Genomic DNA, 13,258 nt, shown 5'->3' with positions numbered 1-13,258 from the left:
CTGGTCTACCCGGTGTACTGGCAGCCAGCCGTAGGAGGAGAACAGCGATGAAGTGGACCCTCGAAGTGGTCGTGGTCCCGGTGTCCGACCTCGCCCGTGCCCGCGAGTTCTACGCCGGCAAGCTCGGCTTCGCCGTCGACCACGACACCCGGATCAGGGAGGACCTGCACATCATCCAGCTGACCCCGCCCGGCTCCGGCTGCTCCATCGTGATCGGCCGCGGCGTGGCCCAGATGGAGCCCGGTTCGCTCAAGGGCGTGCAGCTGGTGGTCGGGGACGTGCGGGCCGCGCGCGCCGAGCTCGCCGCACGCGGGGTCGAGGTCTCCGAGGTCCAGTTCGCCGGGCCCGAGGGCTTCCGGGCGGCCACCGATGAGGACGACCTGAACAACAGCGGCTTCGTCTTCTTCGACGACCCGGACGGCAACAGCTGGGCCGTCCAGCAGATCACCAGCCGCGGCACCGGCTGAGGCCGCATGGACGCCGCCGCCTTCACCGCCAGGGTGCACGCGCTGGCCGATCCGGTGGAGAAGGAGAAGCTCCAGCGCTACTTCAAGACCGGGCCCGGCGAGTACGGCGAGGGCGACGTCTTCCTCGGTGTGCGGGTGGCCCGGTTGTCCGTGCTGTGCAAGGAGTTCATCGACCTGCCCCCGGCGGAGCTGGACATCCTGCTGGGCAGTCCGCTGCACGAGGTCCGGGCCGGCGCGCTGTCCATCATGGACAGACAGGCCCGCCGCAAGCGCACCCCGGAAGACCGTCGCCGGGAGCTCTACGAGCTGTACCTGCGGCGACTGGACCGGATCAACAACTGGGACCTGGTGGACATGGCCGCCCCGTACGTGGTCGGCGGCTACCTGCACCGGCGGGACCGCGCCCCGCTGTACCAGCTGGCCGCCTCGCCGAACCTGTGGGCACGGCGCACCGCCGTGCTGGCCACCGCCTACTTCGTGCGCGCCGGTGAGTTCGGCGACACCCTGGCACTGGCGGAGATCCTGTTGCACGACAAGGAGGACCTCCTGCACAAGGCGGTCGGCTGGTGGCTGCGCGAGGTCGGCAACCGGGACCAGGGACGGCTGCTGGCGTTCCTGGACCGGCATGCGGCGGCGATGCCCCGGGTGATGCTCCGCTACGCCATCGAGCGGCTGCCGGAGGACCGCCGCCGCCACTACCGGGAGCTCAAGCGCGTCACAGCGTGAACGGGGTCAGGTGGCCCGCCGGCTCGATCACCGTGCTGCGCGGGCTCACCCTGGCCACCGCGGCGCGGAACTCCGGCAGCAGCCGGGGGTCGATGTCCGGCTGGCCCAGCGGGGTGTCCATCTTGTCGTGGTGGCTGGGGATGACGAACCTCGGCTTGCCCAGCGTGGTCAGCGCGCGCTCGACGAACTGGTAGGTGCCGCCGTTGCCCGCCGCGCTGAGCACCACCACGTCCGGGCGCTGACCGGCCAGTTCGGTCTCGATGAAGTTGCCGGTGCCCAGGAACAGCACGGAGAGCCGGTCGGCGATGTCGATCCGGTAGGCCAGCGTGCCGCCCTCCACCAGTTCGCCGACGGTCTTGGGCCGGGGCGGGGTGCTGACCAGGGTGCCGGGCAGGAAGTACTGGTGTGAGGCGCCGATGCTGTGCAGGCTGTGGAAGGCGCGCATGGTGAAGCCGCCGAAGTCCAGGTACTCGCCGCCGTGCAGCCCGCCGACCCGCTTGGGGTCCGCGCCCATCGCGGTGAGCAGGAGCCGGTTGGTCTCGGTGCCGACCGCCTTCGGTGTGCCCTTGTCCTTGCGGTGCAAGGCGTTCATCAGGTACGGCACATCGGCCATGTGGTCCCAGTGGCTGTGCGTCACCATGATCAGCTCGACCGGGGCCGGGTCGTCGACGACCGCGGCCAGGTTGCGCGGGTTGTTCGACAGCGGGGTGTTCAGGTCCACGTTGCCGTCCGGGCCGGTGTGCCGGAAGCGGCTCAGGTACGGGTCGAGCAGGACGCGGCGGTTGTCGAAGGTCAGCTCCCAGCCGGCCACGCCCAGCCAGCGGAACCGCACGCCGGCTGACCGCCAGCGGCCGAAGGCGGGTGCGGAGTCGGCGGCCGCGGCCGGGGTGGTGACGGCGGCGGCGGTCAGCGCGGCGCCCGCGGTGCCGGCCAGCGCGCCGCGCAGCAGGGAGCGGCGGCCCAGGGTCGAGGTGTCGGTGCAGTCGAGGCACATGCCGGCGAGTTGATCAGACGCCGAACCGGCATGTCCAACATCGGTATCGCACCCACTGCGATAAGTGATCCGATATCATCCCTGGTCGTGGACCTGGTTCGGCATCTCCGCTACTTCCTCGCGGTGGCCGAAGAGCTGCACTTCGGCCGGGCCGCGCAGCGCCTGGGCATGGCGCAGCCGCCGCTGTCCCAGCGCATCCAGCGGCTGGAACGGGAGCTCGGCGTGCGGTTGTTCGACCGCTCGGCGCGCGCGGTGGCGCTCACCGAGGGCGGACGGCTGCTGCTGGCCGAGGCGCGGGAGCTGGTCGAGCGGGCCGAGCGGCTGCGCGCGCTGGCCGGGCAGGTGGCGCGCGGGGAGATCGGCACCGTGCGGGCCGGCATCCTGCCCGACCTCGGCGGCGGGGTGATCGCGGCGCTGGTGGCCGCCTTCCGGGCCCGCTGCGCCGGGGTGGAGCTGGAGCTGCACGAGATCACCACTGCCGAACAGCAGCGCGGGCTGGCCGAGCGGCGGCTGGACGTGGGCATCCTGCGGCATCCTTTTGACGTCCACAGTGGACTGGCGCTCGGACCGGTGCTGGTGCGGGACCTGGGCGTGGCGCTGCCCGCGCGACATCCCCTGGCGGAGCGGGAGGAGATCGGATTGGCCGAGCTGAGCGGGGGACTGGTGCTCTTCCCCAGACAGGCCGCGCCCGCCCTGCACGATGAGCTGCTCACCGGCTGCGCCCGGCACGGGTTCACCCCGGCCGAGGTGCACCCGGCCAGCAACCCGGAGTTCGCGGCCGGGCTGGTGCTCAGCGGCGCGGCGGTCGCCCTGGACGACGGCAGCCTCGCGGGCAGGCACCCCGATCTGGTGACCCGGCCGCTGCGCGGGGCCCCGCTGACCCTGCGCACCTCCCCGGTCTGGCCAGCCGACCGGCCCACCGCGGCCACCGCCGCCTTCGCGGCCGCGGTGGCGGAAGTGCTGTGCGCGGCCGGGATGCGGCGGGCCGGGGGAGCGGGCGGCACCCTGCACCCGCGGCCGGTCTCGGAGTTCTGGGTATGAGCGGCATCCGCGACCGGATCGAGGCCGCCTTCGCCGGGGCCGGGGTCACCGGCTGCCTGCACGCCGCGCACATCGACGGCCCTGGCCAGGTCGCCGTGCGCGCGGACACCCCGGTCACCCTGGCCAGCGTGTTCAAGGTGCCGCTGCTGATCGCCTGGCACCGCAGCGGACTGGACCCGGCCGAACAGGTCACCCTGCGCCCCGGTGAGCGCAGCGGCGGGCCGACCGGGATCGGCGCCATGCTCGACCCGGTCACCATGTCCCTGCGCGACCTGGCCTACCTGGCCATCGCGGTCAGCGACAACGCCGCCGCGGACGCCCTGCTGGACCGGGTCGGCCTGGCCGCGGTGAACCGCGCGATGGCCGAGCTGGGCCTGACCGGCACCACCATCCGGCACGGCGGCCGGGATTTCGCCGCCACCATGGCCGAAGACGCCGGCGGCCCAGACCCCGCGCTGCTGGCCGACCCGGCCGTGCTGGCCCGGCTGCGGGTGCTCGATCCCGCGCGCACCAACCGCTCCACCGCCCGCGAGATGACCAGGATGCTCGGCATCCTCTGGCGGGAGGAGACCCCCGGCGCGGCGCAGATCCGGCGGCTGATGGGACTCCAGGTCTGGCCGCACCGGCTGTCCTCCGGCTTCCCGTTCGACGACGTCCGGGTCTCCGGCAAGACCGGCACGCTGCCCACGGTGCGCAACGAGATCGGCGTGGTGGAGTACCCCGACGGCGGCCGGTACGCGGTCGCGGTGTTCACCCGCAGCGCCAGCACCGCCTTCGCCCTGCCCGCCGCCGACGCGGTGATCGGCGCGGCGGCCCGCCTCGCCGTAGACCACTTGCGAGCGCGTGGCTAACGCGGCTGGCGGGGAGCCAGGCGCGGCTGCGCCAGCGAGGTGTCCAGCAGCGCCGAACCGCCCGCGCTGAGCCGGTGGTAGGCCGCCCCGGCCCGCCGCTCGGTGGTGATCAGCCCCGCGTTGCGCAGCACGCTGGCGTGCTGGCTGGCCCCGGCCAGCGAGATGTGCAGCAGCTTGGCCAGCTCGGTGGTGGTCAGGCTCGGCGTGGTGGCGATGGTGTCCAGCAGTTGCGCCCTGGTCCGCCCCAGCAGCGTGCCCAGCGAGGCGCTGCCGGCCGGGCGGTCCCGCAGCGACCAGGCCCAGTTGTCCACCCTGGTCACCGGGTAGACCAGCACCGGCGGCTGCTCCGGGTCCTCCAGCGTGATCGCGTGCCCCCAGCAGAAGAACGAGGGGATCAGCCGCAGGCCACGGCCGCCCAGGTGCAGGTCCTGCTCGACCGGGTAGTCGACCTCCAGCACCGGGGCGCGCCAGCGCACCGAGGAGTGCAGCGTGCCGAACAGGGCGTCCAGGCCCCCGCCCAGCAGGGTCTCGCCCCTGCTCTGGCGGTCCAGCCGCACCGCGGCGGTCACCGCGGGCCAGTACGGGGCCAGCGCGACCCGGTGGTACTGCCGCAGCGCCGCGCCGAGGCGGTTCATCATGGTCGCCTCGCCCCTGGCCAGCTCCCCGGCCCAGCTGGGCAGCCTGCGCTCGACGGCCAGCCTGCTCAGGTCCCGGTGCAGCACCGGTTTCGCGGTGCCGCACAGCTGCTCGATCCCGCCGAGCAGGGTCTGCCCATCCGTCGGCGGGGTCAGGAAGTCCACCGAGTAGCCGTGCGGCGGGGCGAGCATGGTCAGCAGCCCGGCCGAGGCGTCCAGCTCGGCGCGGGCGGTCTTGCGCCAGTGGCCGAAGGTCTGCGATCCGGTGGCCGCCTGCAACAGGTGCAGGCTGAGCAGGATCTCCCACAGCGGGTCAGCGCTGTCGTTGATCCGGACCCTGGCCAGGTCGGCTGGCGTGAAGTGGATGCGGAGCACGGGCGACTTCCAGCACAAGTCGGGTGGACGGGGCGCGGCTGGCGGACCGCTCCCCTATATGTTACAGCCTGCAACAGTTAGTCAACCCGTTAAATCTTGAACATCGAAAACTCTGTCAGGCGCCGGTCTCGTGGTGCGGCTCCGCCACGTTCTTGGACTGCGCGGAGTTGCGCTGCCGCAGGAAGATGGTGAACACGATCAGCACCCCGACCGCGAGGAACTCCGACTGCCAGTTCTGCATCGACTGCGACCAGAACTCGCTGCTGCCCAGGAACTCCCCGACGCCCACCGGCGGCTTGCCGTGCAGCGACTGCTGGTCGTTGTAGGCCGCGGTGCCGGTGAGCAGGTGCAGGGTGAAGGAGAGCAGGAACATGCCGATCAGGGCCAGGCCGAGGCTGTTCTCGTAGAGCTTGAGCACCCAGCCGCCGCGCTTGACCGGCGCGGGCGCGTCCGGGTGCGGCCGAGACTCCGGATCCTTGTAGCCGTCGAGCGGGTTGGACTCCGGCGACCCCTTCTGCACCAGGAAGGCGGTCAGCAGCACGTAGGAGCCCATCTGCAGGAACTCCGACTCCCAGTTCTCGAAGGTCTGCTCGCCGAAGTCGCCGCTGAGCACGTAGTCCCAGTACGCCAGGGCCGGTCGGCCGAAGTCGGCCAGCTCGTTGTTGTTCGCCTGCCAGCCGAAAACGCTCTGCAACACCAGGAAGATCAGGAAGCTGCCGAACATGACCAGCGACAGGCCGTTGAGCCACAGCCAGTGACGTCCGTCTCGTTTCGCGCCCATGTTCGCTGGGGTACCCGCTCTGACCTGCGTTGATGCCTGTCTATTTCGGACAGACCCGGGGTCGGACCGGATCGGAGTATGGATCACCCCTGGCGGTGGCCTAGAGTTGCAGGCTGCGCTGCGTGTCGTGCGTAGCGGGATGGAGGTAGTTAGCGGAATGGTCGAGCGCCTCGCCGTTGCCGGAGTGCACACGGATTCACGCACCCGCCCCACGGTCGCTTCGACTTTTCCGCCGACAGCCGCCGATACCGGCCGAGTCCAGCGTTTTCTGGACACCCAGCGGCCGGCCACCCCTTGCCTGGTGATCGACCTCGAGATCGTGCGGCAGCGCTACCTCGACCTGCGCGCGGCGCTGCCCGGCGCGGAGATCTTCTACGCGGTCAAGGCCTGCCCGGCGCCGGAAGTGGTGGCGCTGCTGGTGGAGCTGGGTGCCTGCTTCGACGTGGCCAGCCCGGCCGAGATCGACCTGTGCCTGGCCCAGGGCGCCCGCCCGGAGACCATCTCCTACGGCAACACCATCAAGAAGGCCGCCGACATCGCGCACGCCTACGCCGCCGGGGTCCGCCTCTACGTCACCGACAGCGCCGAGGACCTGGCCAAGCTCGCCGAGCACGCGCCGGGCTCGGCGGTGTTCTGCCGCGTGCTGGTGGTCAACGAGAGCGCGGGCACGCCCTTCGGCAAGAAGTTCGGCTGCGCCGAGGACATGGCCCTGGACCTGCTGGCGCAGGCGCGCGAGCTCGGCCTGCGCCCGGCCGGGGTGTCCTTCCACGTCGGCTCCCAGCAGCTCGACCCGCACGCCTGGCGCGACGGCATCGCCCAGGCCGGCCGGATCACCGCCACCCTGCGCGCCCGCGGGATCGAGCCGGACCTGGTCAACCTGGGCGGCGGCTTCCCGGCCCGCTACACCGAGGCCGCGCCGCCGCTGGCCGAGTACGCCGAGGCGATCGAGCAGGCGCTCACCGAACACTTCGGCCCGGCCCGCCCCAGGGTGCTGATCGAACCCGGCCGCGCGATCGCCGCGGACGCCGGGATCATCCGCACCGAGGTGGTGCTGGTCGCGCGGAAGTCCTATGTGGACGACCGACGCTGGGTGTACCTGGACATCGGCCGCTACAACGGACTCGCCGAGACCGAGGGTGAGATGATCACCTACCGGCTCGCGGCGGGAGCGCAGGACAGCGAACGCGGTCCGGTGGTGCTGGCCGGGCCCACCTGCGACGGCGACGACGTGTTGTACCAGCGCACGGTGTACGAGTTGCCCTTGGCGCTGCGCGCCGGGGACCACCTCGACATCCTCAGCGCGGGCGCGTACACGGCCAGCTACGCCTCGGTGGAGTTCAACGGCTTCGCGCCACTGCCCACGCACTGCGTCTGAGGACGACACCACCCCACACCCATCCAACTCCCCATTCCCATGCGGGATGGGCCTTCCCTGCGCGCGAACCCCGCGCGCTACTTCGACAGTAGGGAGGTTGATAGATGTCCATTGCTCCTGAAGCAGTGCAGACCGTCGGTTTGTTCAGCGGACAGCATGTCCTCGCTGAATTCGACGGGATCGACACCGCGTTGCTGGATGACGAGGTGTTCCTCTGCCAGATCCTGGATGACGCCCTGAAGCGGGCAGGCGCCACCGTGCTGCAAGTCATCTCCAAGCAGTTCGACCCGCAGGGGGTGACGGTGCTCGCCCTGCTGTCGGAGTCCCATGCCTCCCTGCACACCTATCCGGAGAACGGGTCGGTGTTCGTCGACGTGTTCACCTGCGGCACCAAGGCGCAGCCGGAACTGGCGGTCGCGCTGCTGGCCGAGGCCATGGGCGCCAAGTCCGCGCAGAGCCGCACCATCCGGCGCGGCCTGGAGAACGAGAACGAGATGAAGGTGACCCCATGACCAGTGTCATCGAGTCCACGCGGGTCATCCGCGAGCCCGTGGGCGCGGGCCTGACCCGCGTCTGGGAGCTGAACGAGGTGCTGTGGGAGGGCGACACCGCCTTCCAGCACGTGGTGATCGGCCGCACCGAGCAGGGCGTGTCGCTGTTCTGCGACAACGACCGGCAGAGCACCGAGCTCAGCCAGGTGACCTACCACGAGGCGCTGCTGGTGCCCGGCCTGCTGCTGGCCGATCAGGTCAAGCGGGTGCTGGTGGTCGGCTCCAGCGAGGGCGTGGTCTGCCAGATGTCGGTGGCCTTCGGCGCGGAGGTGGTCGACCACGTCGACATCGACGCCGAGTGCGTCAAGGTCTGCGCCGAGCAGCTGCCCTACGGCTACACCCCGGCCGAGCTGGCCGCGGCCGAGCGGCACGAGGGCCCGGTGCGGGTGCACTACACCGACGGCTGGCAGTACCTGCTCGACGCCGCGGCCGATGAGAACCTGCGCTACGACATCGTGCTGGTCGACCTGCCGGACGAGCGCGAGGAGGAGGCCCAGCACAACCGTCTGTACGGCGAGGAGTTCCTCGGCATGTGCAAGGCGGTGCTGGCCCCCGGCGGCGTGGTGATCACCCAGGCCGGCTGCCAGACCATGTGGCGCAACACCACCCTGGTCCGCTCCTGGCAGCGGTTCAACGACACCTTCGGCACCGTCGTCTACTACGGCTCCGACGAGCACGAGTGGGCCTACCTGTTCGGCCGCGCCGACGAGGTGGACAACCCGGTGGAGAAGATGGTCGACCGGCTCAAGACGAGCAGCTATGTGCCGGAGTCGATCGACGCGGATGCCTTGCGTGGCAACAGCGTGCCGCCGTACCTGGTGCGCAAGAGCTACCGCTGAGTCGCACCTGCCGGTCCGCTGTGGTGGCGGACCGGCAGCGCGGCCTCAGCCGTAGGGGCCGCCGGACTCGCCGATCACCGGCGGCGCCACCGTCCTGATGTCGCCGAAGATGTCCTCGGTCTCGATCAGGTACTCCGGCCGCCGGTGCTCCTTGTCCTCCTCGCCGCGGTTCCCGGCCCCGGCGCCCATCGGCCCGCCCGGCGCGCCCGCGGCACCCCTGGCCCCCGCGCCCCCGGCGCCACCGCGCCCGGCCGCACCGTGCGCGTCCGCGCCGATCCCGGCCGATCCGCCCGGCCCGAACCCGCCCCGGATCCCGCCCTGACCACCGGATCCGCCAGGCCCGAACGCCCCGCCACTGCCGCGCGGCCCGAACCCACCGCTACCGCCACGACCACTGCCACCGCCGGGCGGCGTCCCGCCACCGGGCGGGAAACCGGGCGGCGGCACGGGCATCGGCAGCGGCGACGGCCCCGGTCCGGGGAGCGGACCCGGCCCGGGAATCGGCTGCGGCAGCGGCGGACCGCCCACCGGCGGCGGAGCCGGGATGTTCCAGTCGTTGCGCACCTGGTCGTTGCCGGTGCCTCCACCGCCACCCCCGCCGCCACCGCCACCGGTGACGCCGCCGGGCGGGTCGAAACGGCCCGGCTGGCCCGGGAGTCCGCGCGGCGGGTCCACGCGGCCGGGGTCGCGGCGACCGGGGTCGACCTCGCCGGGGTTGCCGTTGCCGGTGTCCAGGGTCAGCTCGGGCTGTGGCTGGAACTGGTACTGCGGCAAGGAGTCCACGGTGCCCTGGGTGTTGCCCCGGTAGGACTCGAAGCGCTCCTGGTTGCGCTTGACCGCCTCGCCCTCGGCCTGCTTCGCCTTGTCGAAGTCGGTGTCCATCGGGATGAAGTCGTTCAGCCACGGCTCCGGCGGCACATCCGGCACCTTCTCCATGGCCTGCTGCGCCGCCCGCGCGTGATCCCCCTGCGCGGCCACCTGCAGCGCCACGCTGTCACAGACCCCCTTGGCCTGGGTCGCGATGGCCACCACGGGCGCGATCTTGTTCTGCATGGCGTCGGCGCCCTTGCCCTCAAAGGCGATCTTGCCAACGGCCATGGCCTCCTCGATCAGCCGCGCCACCTTGTCATAGCGCTTGCCGAACTCGGTCCACTTTTCCTTGTTCGCGTCAGTGGTCGGTCCAGTGCCCTTGACGTTGTTGTTGAAGTACTCGTAGATCGTGCGCCCGTCGAAGGCCTGGGCACGCGGGAGACTGCCGTCCTTGCTGATCGCGGCGTATCGGACAACCTCGCTCATGTCAGCCTCCTGCCCGCAGGTTCTGGATCACGAAGGTCGCCATCCGGTCGGAGACCTTGCACGGCGTCTTGTAGTCCGGTGACTTCAGCGGGAGGTTCACCGACACGTGCATCATGAGTTCCTTGCTCAGGCCCAGGTTGGTGGTGCAACCGCCGCGTTCGGCCACCTTCTCGTCATGGGTGTGCACGGCCGGAGTCCCCGCCAGTTCACCAACGGGCTCGAAGAACGGGTTCCGGTCACGCTCCTCGAAGAAGCGCTCCCACTTGATGGCCTCGGGTTTGGTGTAGAGGGTCGCGGAGACCCTGGTGTCCTCGCTCACGTCCTTGGCGTCCCAGGTGCAGGCCGGTCCGAGGACGGACTCTCGCGGCTCGGGTGTCTCGGTTGCCCCCACGGTCGCCCGCTGTTGCGGGGTGAGCAGGTCGCACACCCGATCCTTGAACCGGTCGGCGGAGAGCGGGTTGTTGATCGGTGGCGCCACGCCCTGCTTGCTGGTGCTGGCCGGCGCGCTCGTCTGGGCCGGCTCGGGGGCACCACCGCCACAAGCTGCCAGCATCAGCGTGCTCAGTGAGATGATGGCGGCGAGCTGGACTGTGCGGGTCACGACCGGTTGCCTCCGATGCCGACGTTCTTGTCCTCGGTGTTCTGGTGCTCGCGCACCATAGCCTTGATGTTTTCGATCATGTTCTGGATCGTGGTTTCCAGATCCTTGTTGGCCTTGCCGTGGCAGCCCTGCTCGTCGCTGGCTCGCTGCACGATCGACTTGACCGCCGCCTTGCTGTACGGATCGTTGTACGGCGGGTCAAGCCGTTGAAGCTCGCGAGCTGCCTCGCCGATCGACCGGACCTCCTTCAGCGCTTCTTGCAGCTTGGCCAGGGCCTTGCTGGCGTGCGCCGGGTCTATCCGGTACCGGCCCGCCTGGCTCAGCGACCCCTGCACATCCACCGGCCTTGGGCTCGGGTTCGCGCGTTTCTGCTGGTCCAGCAGGTGGCGCTGGCTGGGCGTGAGCAGGTGCTCGTCTGGATCCGCCATGGTCCCCCCTTGGCAACGCGGCGATTATCCACCGCGGTTGGCAATTTCCATCCCCCAGGCATCGTAACCATGGACGGATCGGGAACGGCAGCGGATCCACTCGACGGCAGGATCCCTCAAAAGGAGTAGTACTACGCAGGAAAAAGTGACGCTCCGCCAGTGCAATTGACTGGCGGAGCGTCACTTGGTCAATAGGTCAGGCTTTTGCCTTTGGGGAGATGTACTCGCCGATCTCCACATTGGACAGCTTGGCGTAGACACCGGGGTAACCGATGGCCGCGCAGCCCTGGCCCCGGCTGACCACACCGATCTGGATGAAGGTGTTGCGGCTGGGCAGGGAGACGAACAGCGGGCCGCCGGAGTCGCCCTGGCAGGTGTCCTTGCCGGTCCGGCCGGCGCACAGGTCGCGGTCGGAGGTCTCGGGGTAGGAGACCGCGCACTCGTCGTTGGAGATCAGTGGCAGCTCGACCTCCTGCAGGCGGTCCGGCCGGTTCACCACGCCGCCGCCGGGGAAGCCCGGCTGGGCCTCCATGTTGCCCCAGCCGATGCCGGTGACCAGACGACCCGGCCGCTCCAGCGCGTCGGTGCCGGGGGTGACCAGCTGGATGGGCTTGATGGTGGTGATGGGGGTGGCCAAGTACAGCAGCGCCACGTCGTAGCTGCCGTCCGCGAGGTACTTCTCGTGCATCTCGAAGCCGACCACCGGGCGTTCCTCGCCCTGGGTGGCCGAGAGCGCGGTGCGGCCGACGAGCACGGAGACGTTCTTGATGGTCTCCGCGTCGTAGCCCTCCACGCAGTGCGCCGCGGTCAGCACCACCCGCGGGCCCACCAGCGAACCGCCGCAGCGGTGCCGGTTGTACGCGGTCGGGCCGCGCCGGGAGTCCTGCAGGGTGGCCATGAACGGGTACTTGCCGTCGGGCACCGGGGTGCCGCCCACGACCAGCGCGCCCGGGTCGCCCGGCGGGGTGGACGGGGACGCGGCGGAGGTCCCCGTCAGCAGGCCGAGGCTGAGAGCGGCGGTCAGGGCGGCGAAGAGCACGCGCTTGCCACGGTTCACTGGGTGACCCCCAGGGTGGCCAGGGTGGTGGGGGCCTGGATCCAGCCGCCCAGCTCCTCGTTCGACAGCTTGCTGTACACGCCGGGGAAGCCGTGCGCGGCGCAGCCACGACCGCGGCTGACCACGCCGATCTGGATGAAGGTGTTGCGGCTGGGCAGGGAGACGAACAGCGGGCCGCCGGAGTCGCCCTGGCAGGTGTCCTTGCCGGTCCGGCCGGCGCACAGGTCGCGGTCGGAGGTCTCGGGGTAGGAGACCGCGCACTCGTCGTTGGAGATCAGCGGGACGTCGACCTCCTGCATCCGGTCCGGGTAGTTGACCACGCCGCCACCCGGGAATCCGGGCTGCGCCTCGGTGTTGCCCCAGCCGATGCCGGTGACCAGGCGGCCCGGGCGCTCCAGCGCGTCGGTGCCCGGGGTGACCAGCTGGATCGGCTTGATCGTGGTGATCGGCTGGTCGAGGGACAGCAGCGCGATGTCGTAGCTGCGGTCGGCCTTGTACTTCGGGTGCACCGTGACGAAGCGGACCTTGCGCTCCTCGCCCTGGTTCATCGAGAGCTGGGTGCGCCCGGCGATGACGGTCAGGCTGGGCAGGGTTTCCGGCGTGTAGCCGACGACGCAGTGCGCCGCGGTCAGCACCACGCGCGGGCCCACCAGGGTGCCGCCGCAGTTGTGCCGGTCGTAGGCGGTCGGCCCGAACCGGGCGTCCTGCAAGGTGACCATGAACGGGTACTTGCCGTCCGGCACCGGAGTGCCGCCGACCACGAGCGCGCCCGGGTCGCCGGGGTTGTGCGGCGGCGCGGCCGCGGCTGCCCCGGCGGTGGCCACCACGCCGAGGGTCGCGGCCAACACGGCCATGAGGAGACGTTTGCCAAGCATGAGTGCCCCTTTTGTCTCTGCGCTGGCAGAAAGGTGTGCAGACCCCGTTCCCGGAAGATCGGAAATGGGGTGCCCGCGACGCTATGCGCAGGTGAGAGGGGGCCACATCAGACGATCGACGGGAGCTCGACCGCCCATCGGCGTGGGCCGATCGGACGGTGATCCAGGTCACTTTCAGTTCGGGCAACTCGGTTCGCGGGTCGCGCGTCTGGATTTACGGCCCACTTGTGCGCGCCGGGCAATCGATGGGCCCTGGCACCGACCTTCGTCAGCGGGGCACTCGACGAAAGCCCACTGACCGGCCCTGGTTGAAACACTACTGTCTCTTCTGGAACCAAGTTGCCGCGTTCGGCGTTGGTTCATCGT

15 protein-coding genes are annotated in these 13,258 nt (G+C 70.7%); 7 read left to right on the top strand and 8 right to left on the bottom strand.

From position 1 onward, the window contains the following. Positions 1 to 47: 47 nt before the first annotated feature. Positions 48 to 467, top strand: coding sequence for a VOC family protein (locus M8C13_RS22440; RefSeq protein ID WP_252482630.1), 420 nt, complete (start codon positions 48 to 50; stop codon positions 465 to 467). A 6-nt stretch (positions 468 to 473) separates the two neighbouring features. Continuing rightward, positions 474 to 1,193 (top strand): DNA alkylation repair protein, encoded by a 720-nt coding sequence (locus M8C13_RS22435; RefSeq protein WP_252482629.1) that lies wholly within the window; start codon positions 474 to 476, stop codon positions 1,191 to 1,193. Here M8C13_RS22435 and M8C13_RS22430 read toward each other — a convergent pair. Next, entirely contained in the window at positions 1,183 to 2,187 is a 1,005-nt protein-coding gene (locus M8C13_RS22430; RefSeq protein WP_252482628.1) for an MBL fold metallo-hydrolase, read from the bottom strand. The genes M8C13_RS22435 and M8C13_RS22430 overlap by 11 nt on opposite strands. A gap of 87 nt (positions 2,188 to 2,274) precedes the next feature. Here M8C13_RS22430 and M8C13_RS22425 point away from each other — a divergent pair, with 87 nt between their 5' ends. Together M8C13_RS22425 and M8C13_RS22420 are read left to right on the top strand one after the other, a co-directional pair. Continuing rightward, on the top strand, positions 2,275 to 3,228 hold the full coding sequence (locus tag M8C13_RS22425; RefSeq protein WP_252482627.1) for a LysR family transcriptional regulator: 954 nt from the start codon (positions 2,275 to 2,277) through the stop codon (positions 3,226 to 3,228). Next, complete coding sequence (locus M8C13_RS22420) at positions 3,225 to 4,079, top strand: serine hydrolase (protein WP_252482626.1); 855 nt, start codon at positions 3,225 to 3,227, stop codon at positions 4,077 to 4,079. Before M8C13_RS22425 ends, M8C13_RS22420 begins: the two co-directional genes overlap by 4 nt. On the opposite strand, the gene M8C13_RS22415 is transcribed toward M8C13_RS22420, so the two are convergent. Continuing rightward, a complete protein-coding gene (locus M8C13_RS22415; RefSeq protein ID WP_252482625.1) occupies positions 4,076 to 5,089 on the bottom strand; it encodes a helix-turn-helix transcriptional regulator in 1,014 nt (337 codons plus the stop codon). The two genes, M8C13_RS22420 and M8C13_RS22415, sit on opposite strands and share 4 nt — an antisense overlap. 115 nt (positions 5,090 to 5,204) lie before the next feature. Continuing rightward, entirely contained in the window at positions 5,205 to 5,870 is a 666-nt protein-coding gene (locus M8C13_RS22410) for a DUF6766 family protein (RefSeq protein WP_252482624.1), read from the bottom strand. A 301-nt stretch (positions 5,871 to 6,171) separates the two neighbouring features. Here M8C13_RS22410 and M8C13_RS22405 point away from each other — a divergent pair, with 301 nt between their 5' ends. The 3 genes from M8C13_RS22405 (at position 6,172) to M8C13_RS22395 (ending at position 8,635) form a co-directional block, all read left to right on the top strand. Continuing rightward, a complete protein-coding gene (locus tag M8C13_RS22405) occupies positions 6,172 to 7,245 on the top strand; it encodes a type III PLP-dependent enzyme (RefSeq protein ID WP_308202841.1) in 1,074 nt (357 codons plus the stop codon). A 104-nt stretch (positions 7,246 to 7,349) separates the two neighbouring features. Further along, positions 7,350 to 7,757, top strand: a complete 408-nt coding sequence (gene speD / locus M8C13_RS22400) for an adenosylmethionine decarboxylase (protein ID WP_252482623.1) — start codon at positions 7,350 to 7,352, stop codon at positions 7,755 to 7,757. Next, positions 7,754 to 8,635 carry a spermidine synthase gene (locus M8C13_RS22395; protein ID WP_252482622.1) on the top strand — a complete coding sequence of 294 codons (882 nt, stop codon included), beginning with the start codon at positions 7,754 to 7,756 and terminating at the stop codon, positions 8,633 to 8,635. The genes speD and M8C13_RS22395 overlap by 4 nt, the downstream gene beginning before the upstream one ends. Before the next feature lie 45 nt (positions 8,636 to 8,680). On the opposite strand, the gene M8C13_RS22390 is transcribed toward M8C13_RS22395, so the two are convergent. The 5 genes from M8C13_RS22390 to M8C13_RS22370 form a co-directional block, all read right to left on the bottom strand. Then, positions 8,681 to 9,931, bottom strand: coding sequence for a hypothetical protein (locus tag M8C13_RS22390; RefSeq protein WP_252482621.1), 1,251 nt, complete (start codon positions 9,929 to 9,931; stop codon positions 8,681 to 8,683). A gap of 1 nt (position 9,932) precedes the next feature. Then, complete coding sequence (locus tag M8C13_RS22385; RefSeq protein ID WP_252482620.1) at positions 9,933 to 10,532, bottom strand: DUF3558 domain-containing protein; 600 nt, start codon at positions 10,530 to 10,532, stop codon at positions 9,933 to 9,935. Continuing rightward, the gene (locus M8C13_RS22380) at positions 10,529 to 10,960 is read right to left on the bottom strand and encodes a hypothetical protein (RefSeq protein ID WP_252482619.1); all 432 of its coding nucleotides are present in this window, start codon (positions 10,958 to 10,960) and stop codon (positions 10,529 to 10,531) included. Before M8C13_RS22380 ends, M8C13_RS22385 begins: the two co-directional genes overlap by 4 nt. Before the next feature lie 196 nt (positions 10,961 to 11,156). After that, complete coding sequence (locus tag M8C13_RS22375; RefSeq protein ID WP_252482618.1) at positions 11,157 to 12,017, bottom strand: trypsin-like serine protease; 861 nt, start codon at positions 12,015 to 12,017, stop codon at positions 11,157 to 11,159. After that, positions 12,014 to 12,871, bottom strand: coding sequence for a trypsin-like serine protease (locus M8C13_RS22370; protein WP_252482617.1), 858 nt, complete (start codon positions 12,869 to 12,871; stop codon positions 12,014 to 12,016). The genes M8C13_RS22375 and M8C13_RS22370 overlap by 4 nt, the downstream gene beginning before the upstream one ends. Positions 12,872 to 13,258: the final 387 nt, after the last annotated feature.

Origin of the sequence: Crossiella sp. SN42 (genome assembly GCF_023897065.1) — a bacterium.
Classification (GTDB): Bacteria; Actinomycetota; Actinomycetes; order Mycobacteriales; family Pseudonocardiaceae; genus Crossiella.
This window is presented reverse-complemented; position numbering and strand designations above follow the sequence as displayed.

Excerpts from the sequence above, each read along its gene's own strand:
- M8C13_RS22370 (WP_252482617.1), bottom strand. The coding sequence starts at position 12,871 with ATGGCCGTGTTGGCCGCGACCCTCGGCGTGGTGGCCACCGCCGGGGCA.
- M8C13_RS22420 (WP_252482626.1), top strand. The coding sequence starts at position 3,225 with ATGAGCGGCATCCGCGACCGGATCGAGGCCGCCTTCGCCGGGGCCGGG.
- M8C13_RS22440 (WP_252482630.1), top strand. The coding sequence starts at position 48 with ATGAAGTGGACCCTCGAAGTGGTCGTGGTCCCGGTGTCCGACCTCGCC.
- M8C13_RS22380 (WP_252482619.1), bottom strand. The coding sequence starts at position 10,960 with ATGGCGGATCCAGACGAGCACCTGCTCACGCCCAGCCAGCGCCACCTG.
- M8C13_RS22410 (WP_252482624.1), bottom strand. The coding sequence starts at position 5,870 with ATGGGCGCGAAACGAGACGGACGTCACTGGCTGTGGCTCAACGGCCTG.
- M8C13_RS22430 (WP_252482628.1), bottom strand. The coding sequence starts at position 2,187 with ATGTGCCTCGACTGCACCGACACCTCGACCCTGGGCCGCCGCTCCCTG.
- M8C13_RS22435 (WP_252482629.1), top strand. The coding sequence starts at position 474 with ATGGACGCCGCCGCCTTCACCGCCAGGGTGCACGCGCTGGCCGATCCG.
- M8C13_RS22395 (WP_252482622.1), top strand. The coding sequence starts at position 7,754 with ATGACCAGTGTCATCGAGTCCACGCGGGTCATCCGCGAGCCCGTGGGC.
- speD (WP_252482623.1), top strand. The coding sequence starts at position 7,350 with ATGTCCATTGCTCCTGAAGCAGTGCAGACCGTCGGTTTGTTCAGCGGA.
- M8C13_RS22390 (WP_252482621.1), bottom strand. The coding sequence starts at position 9,931 with ATGAGCGAGGTTGTCCGATACGCCGCGATCAGCAAGGACGGCAGTCTC.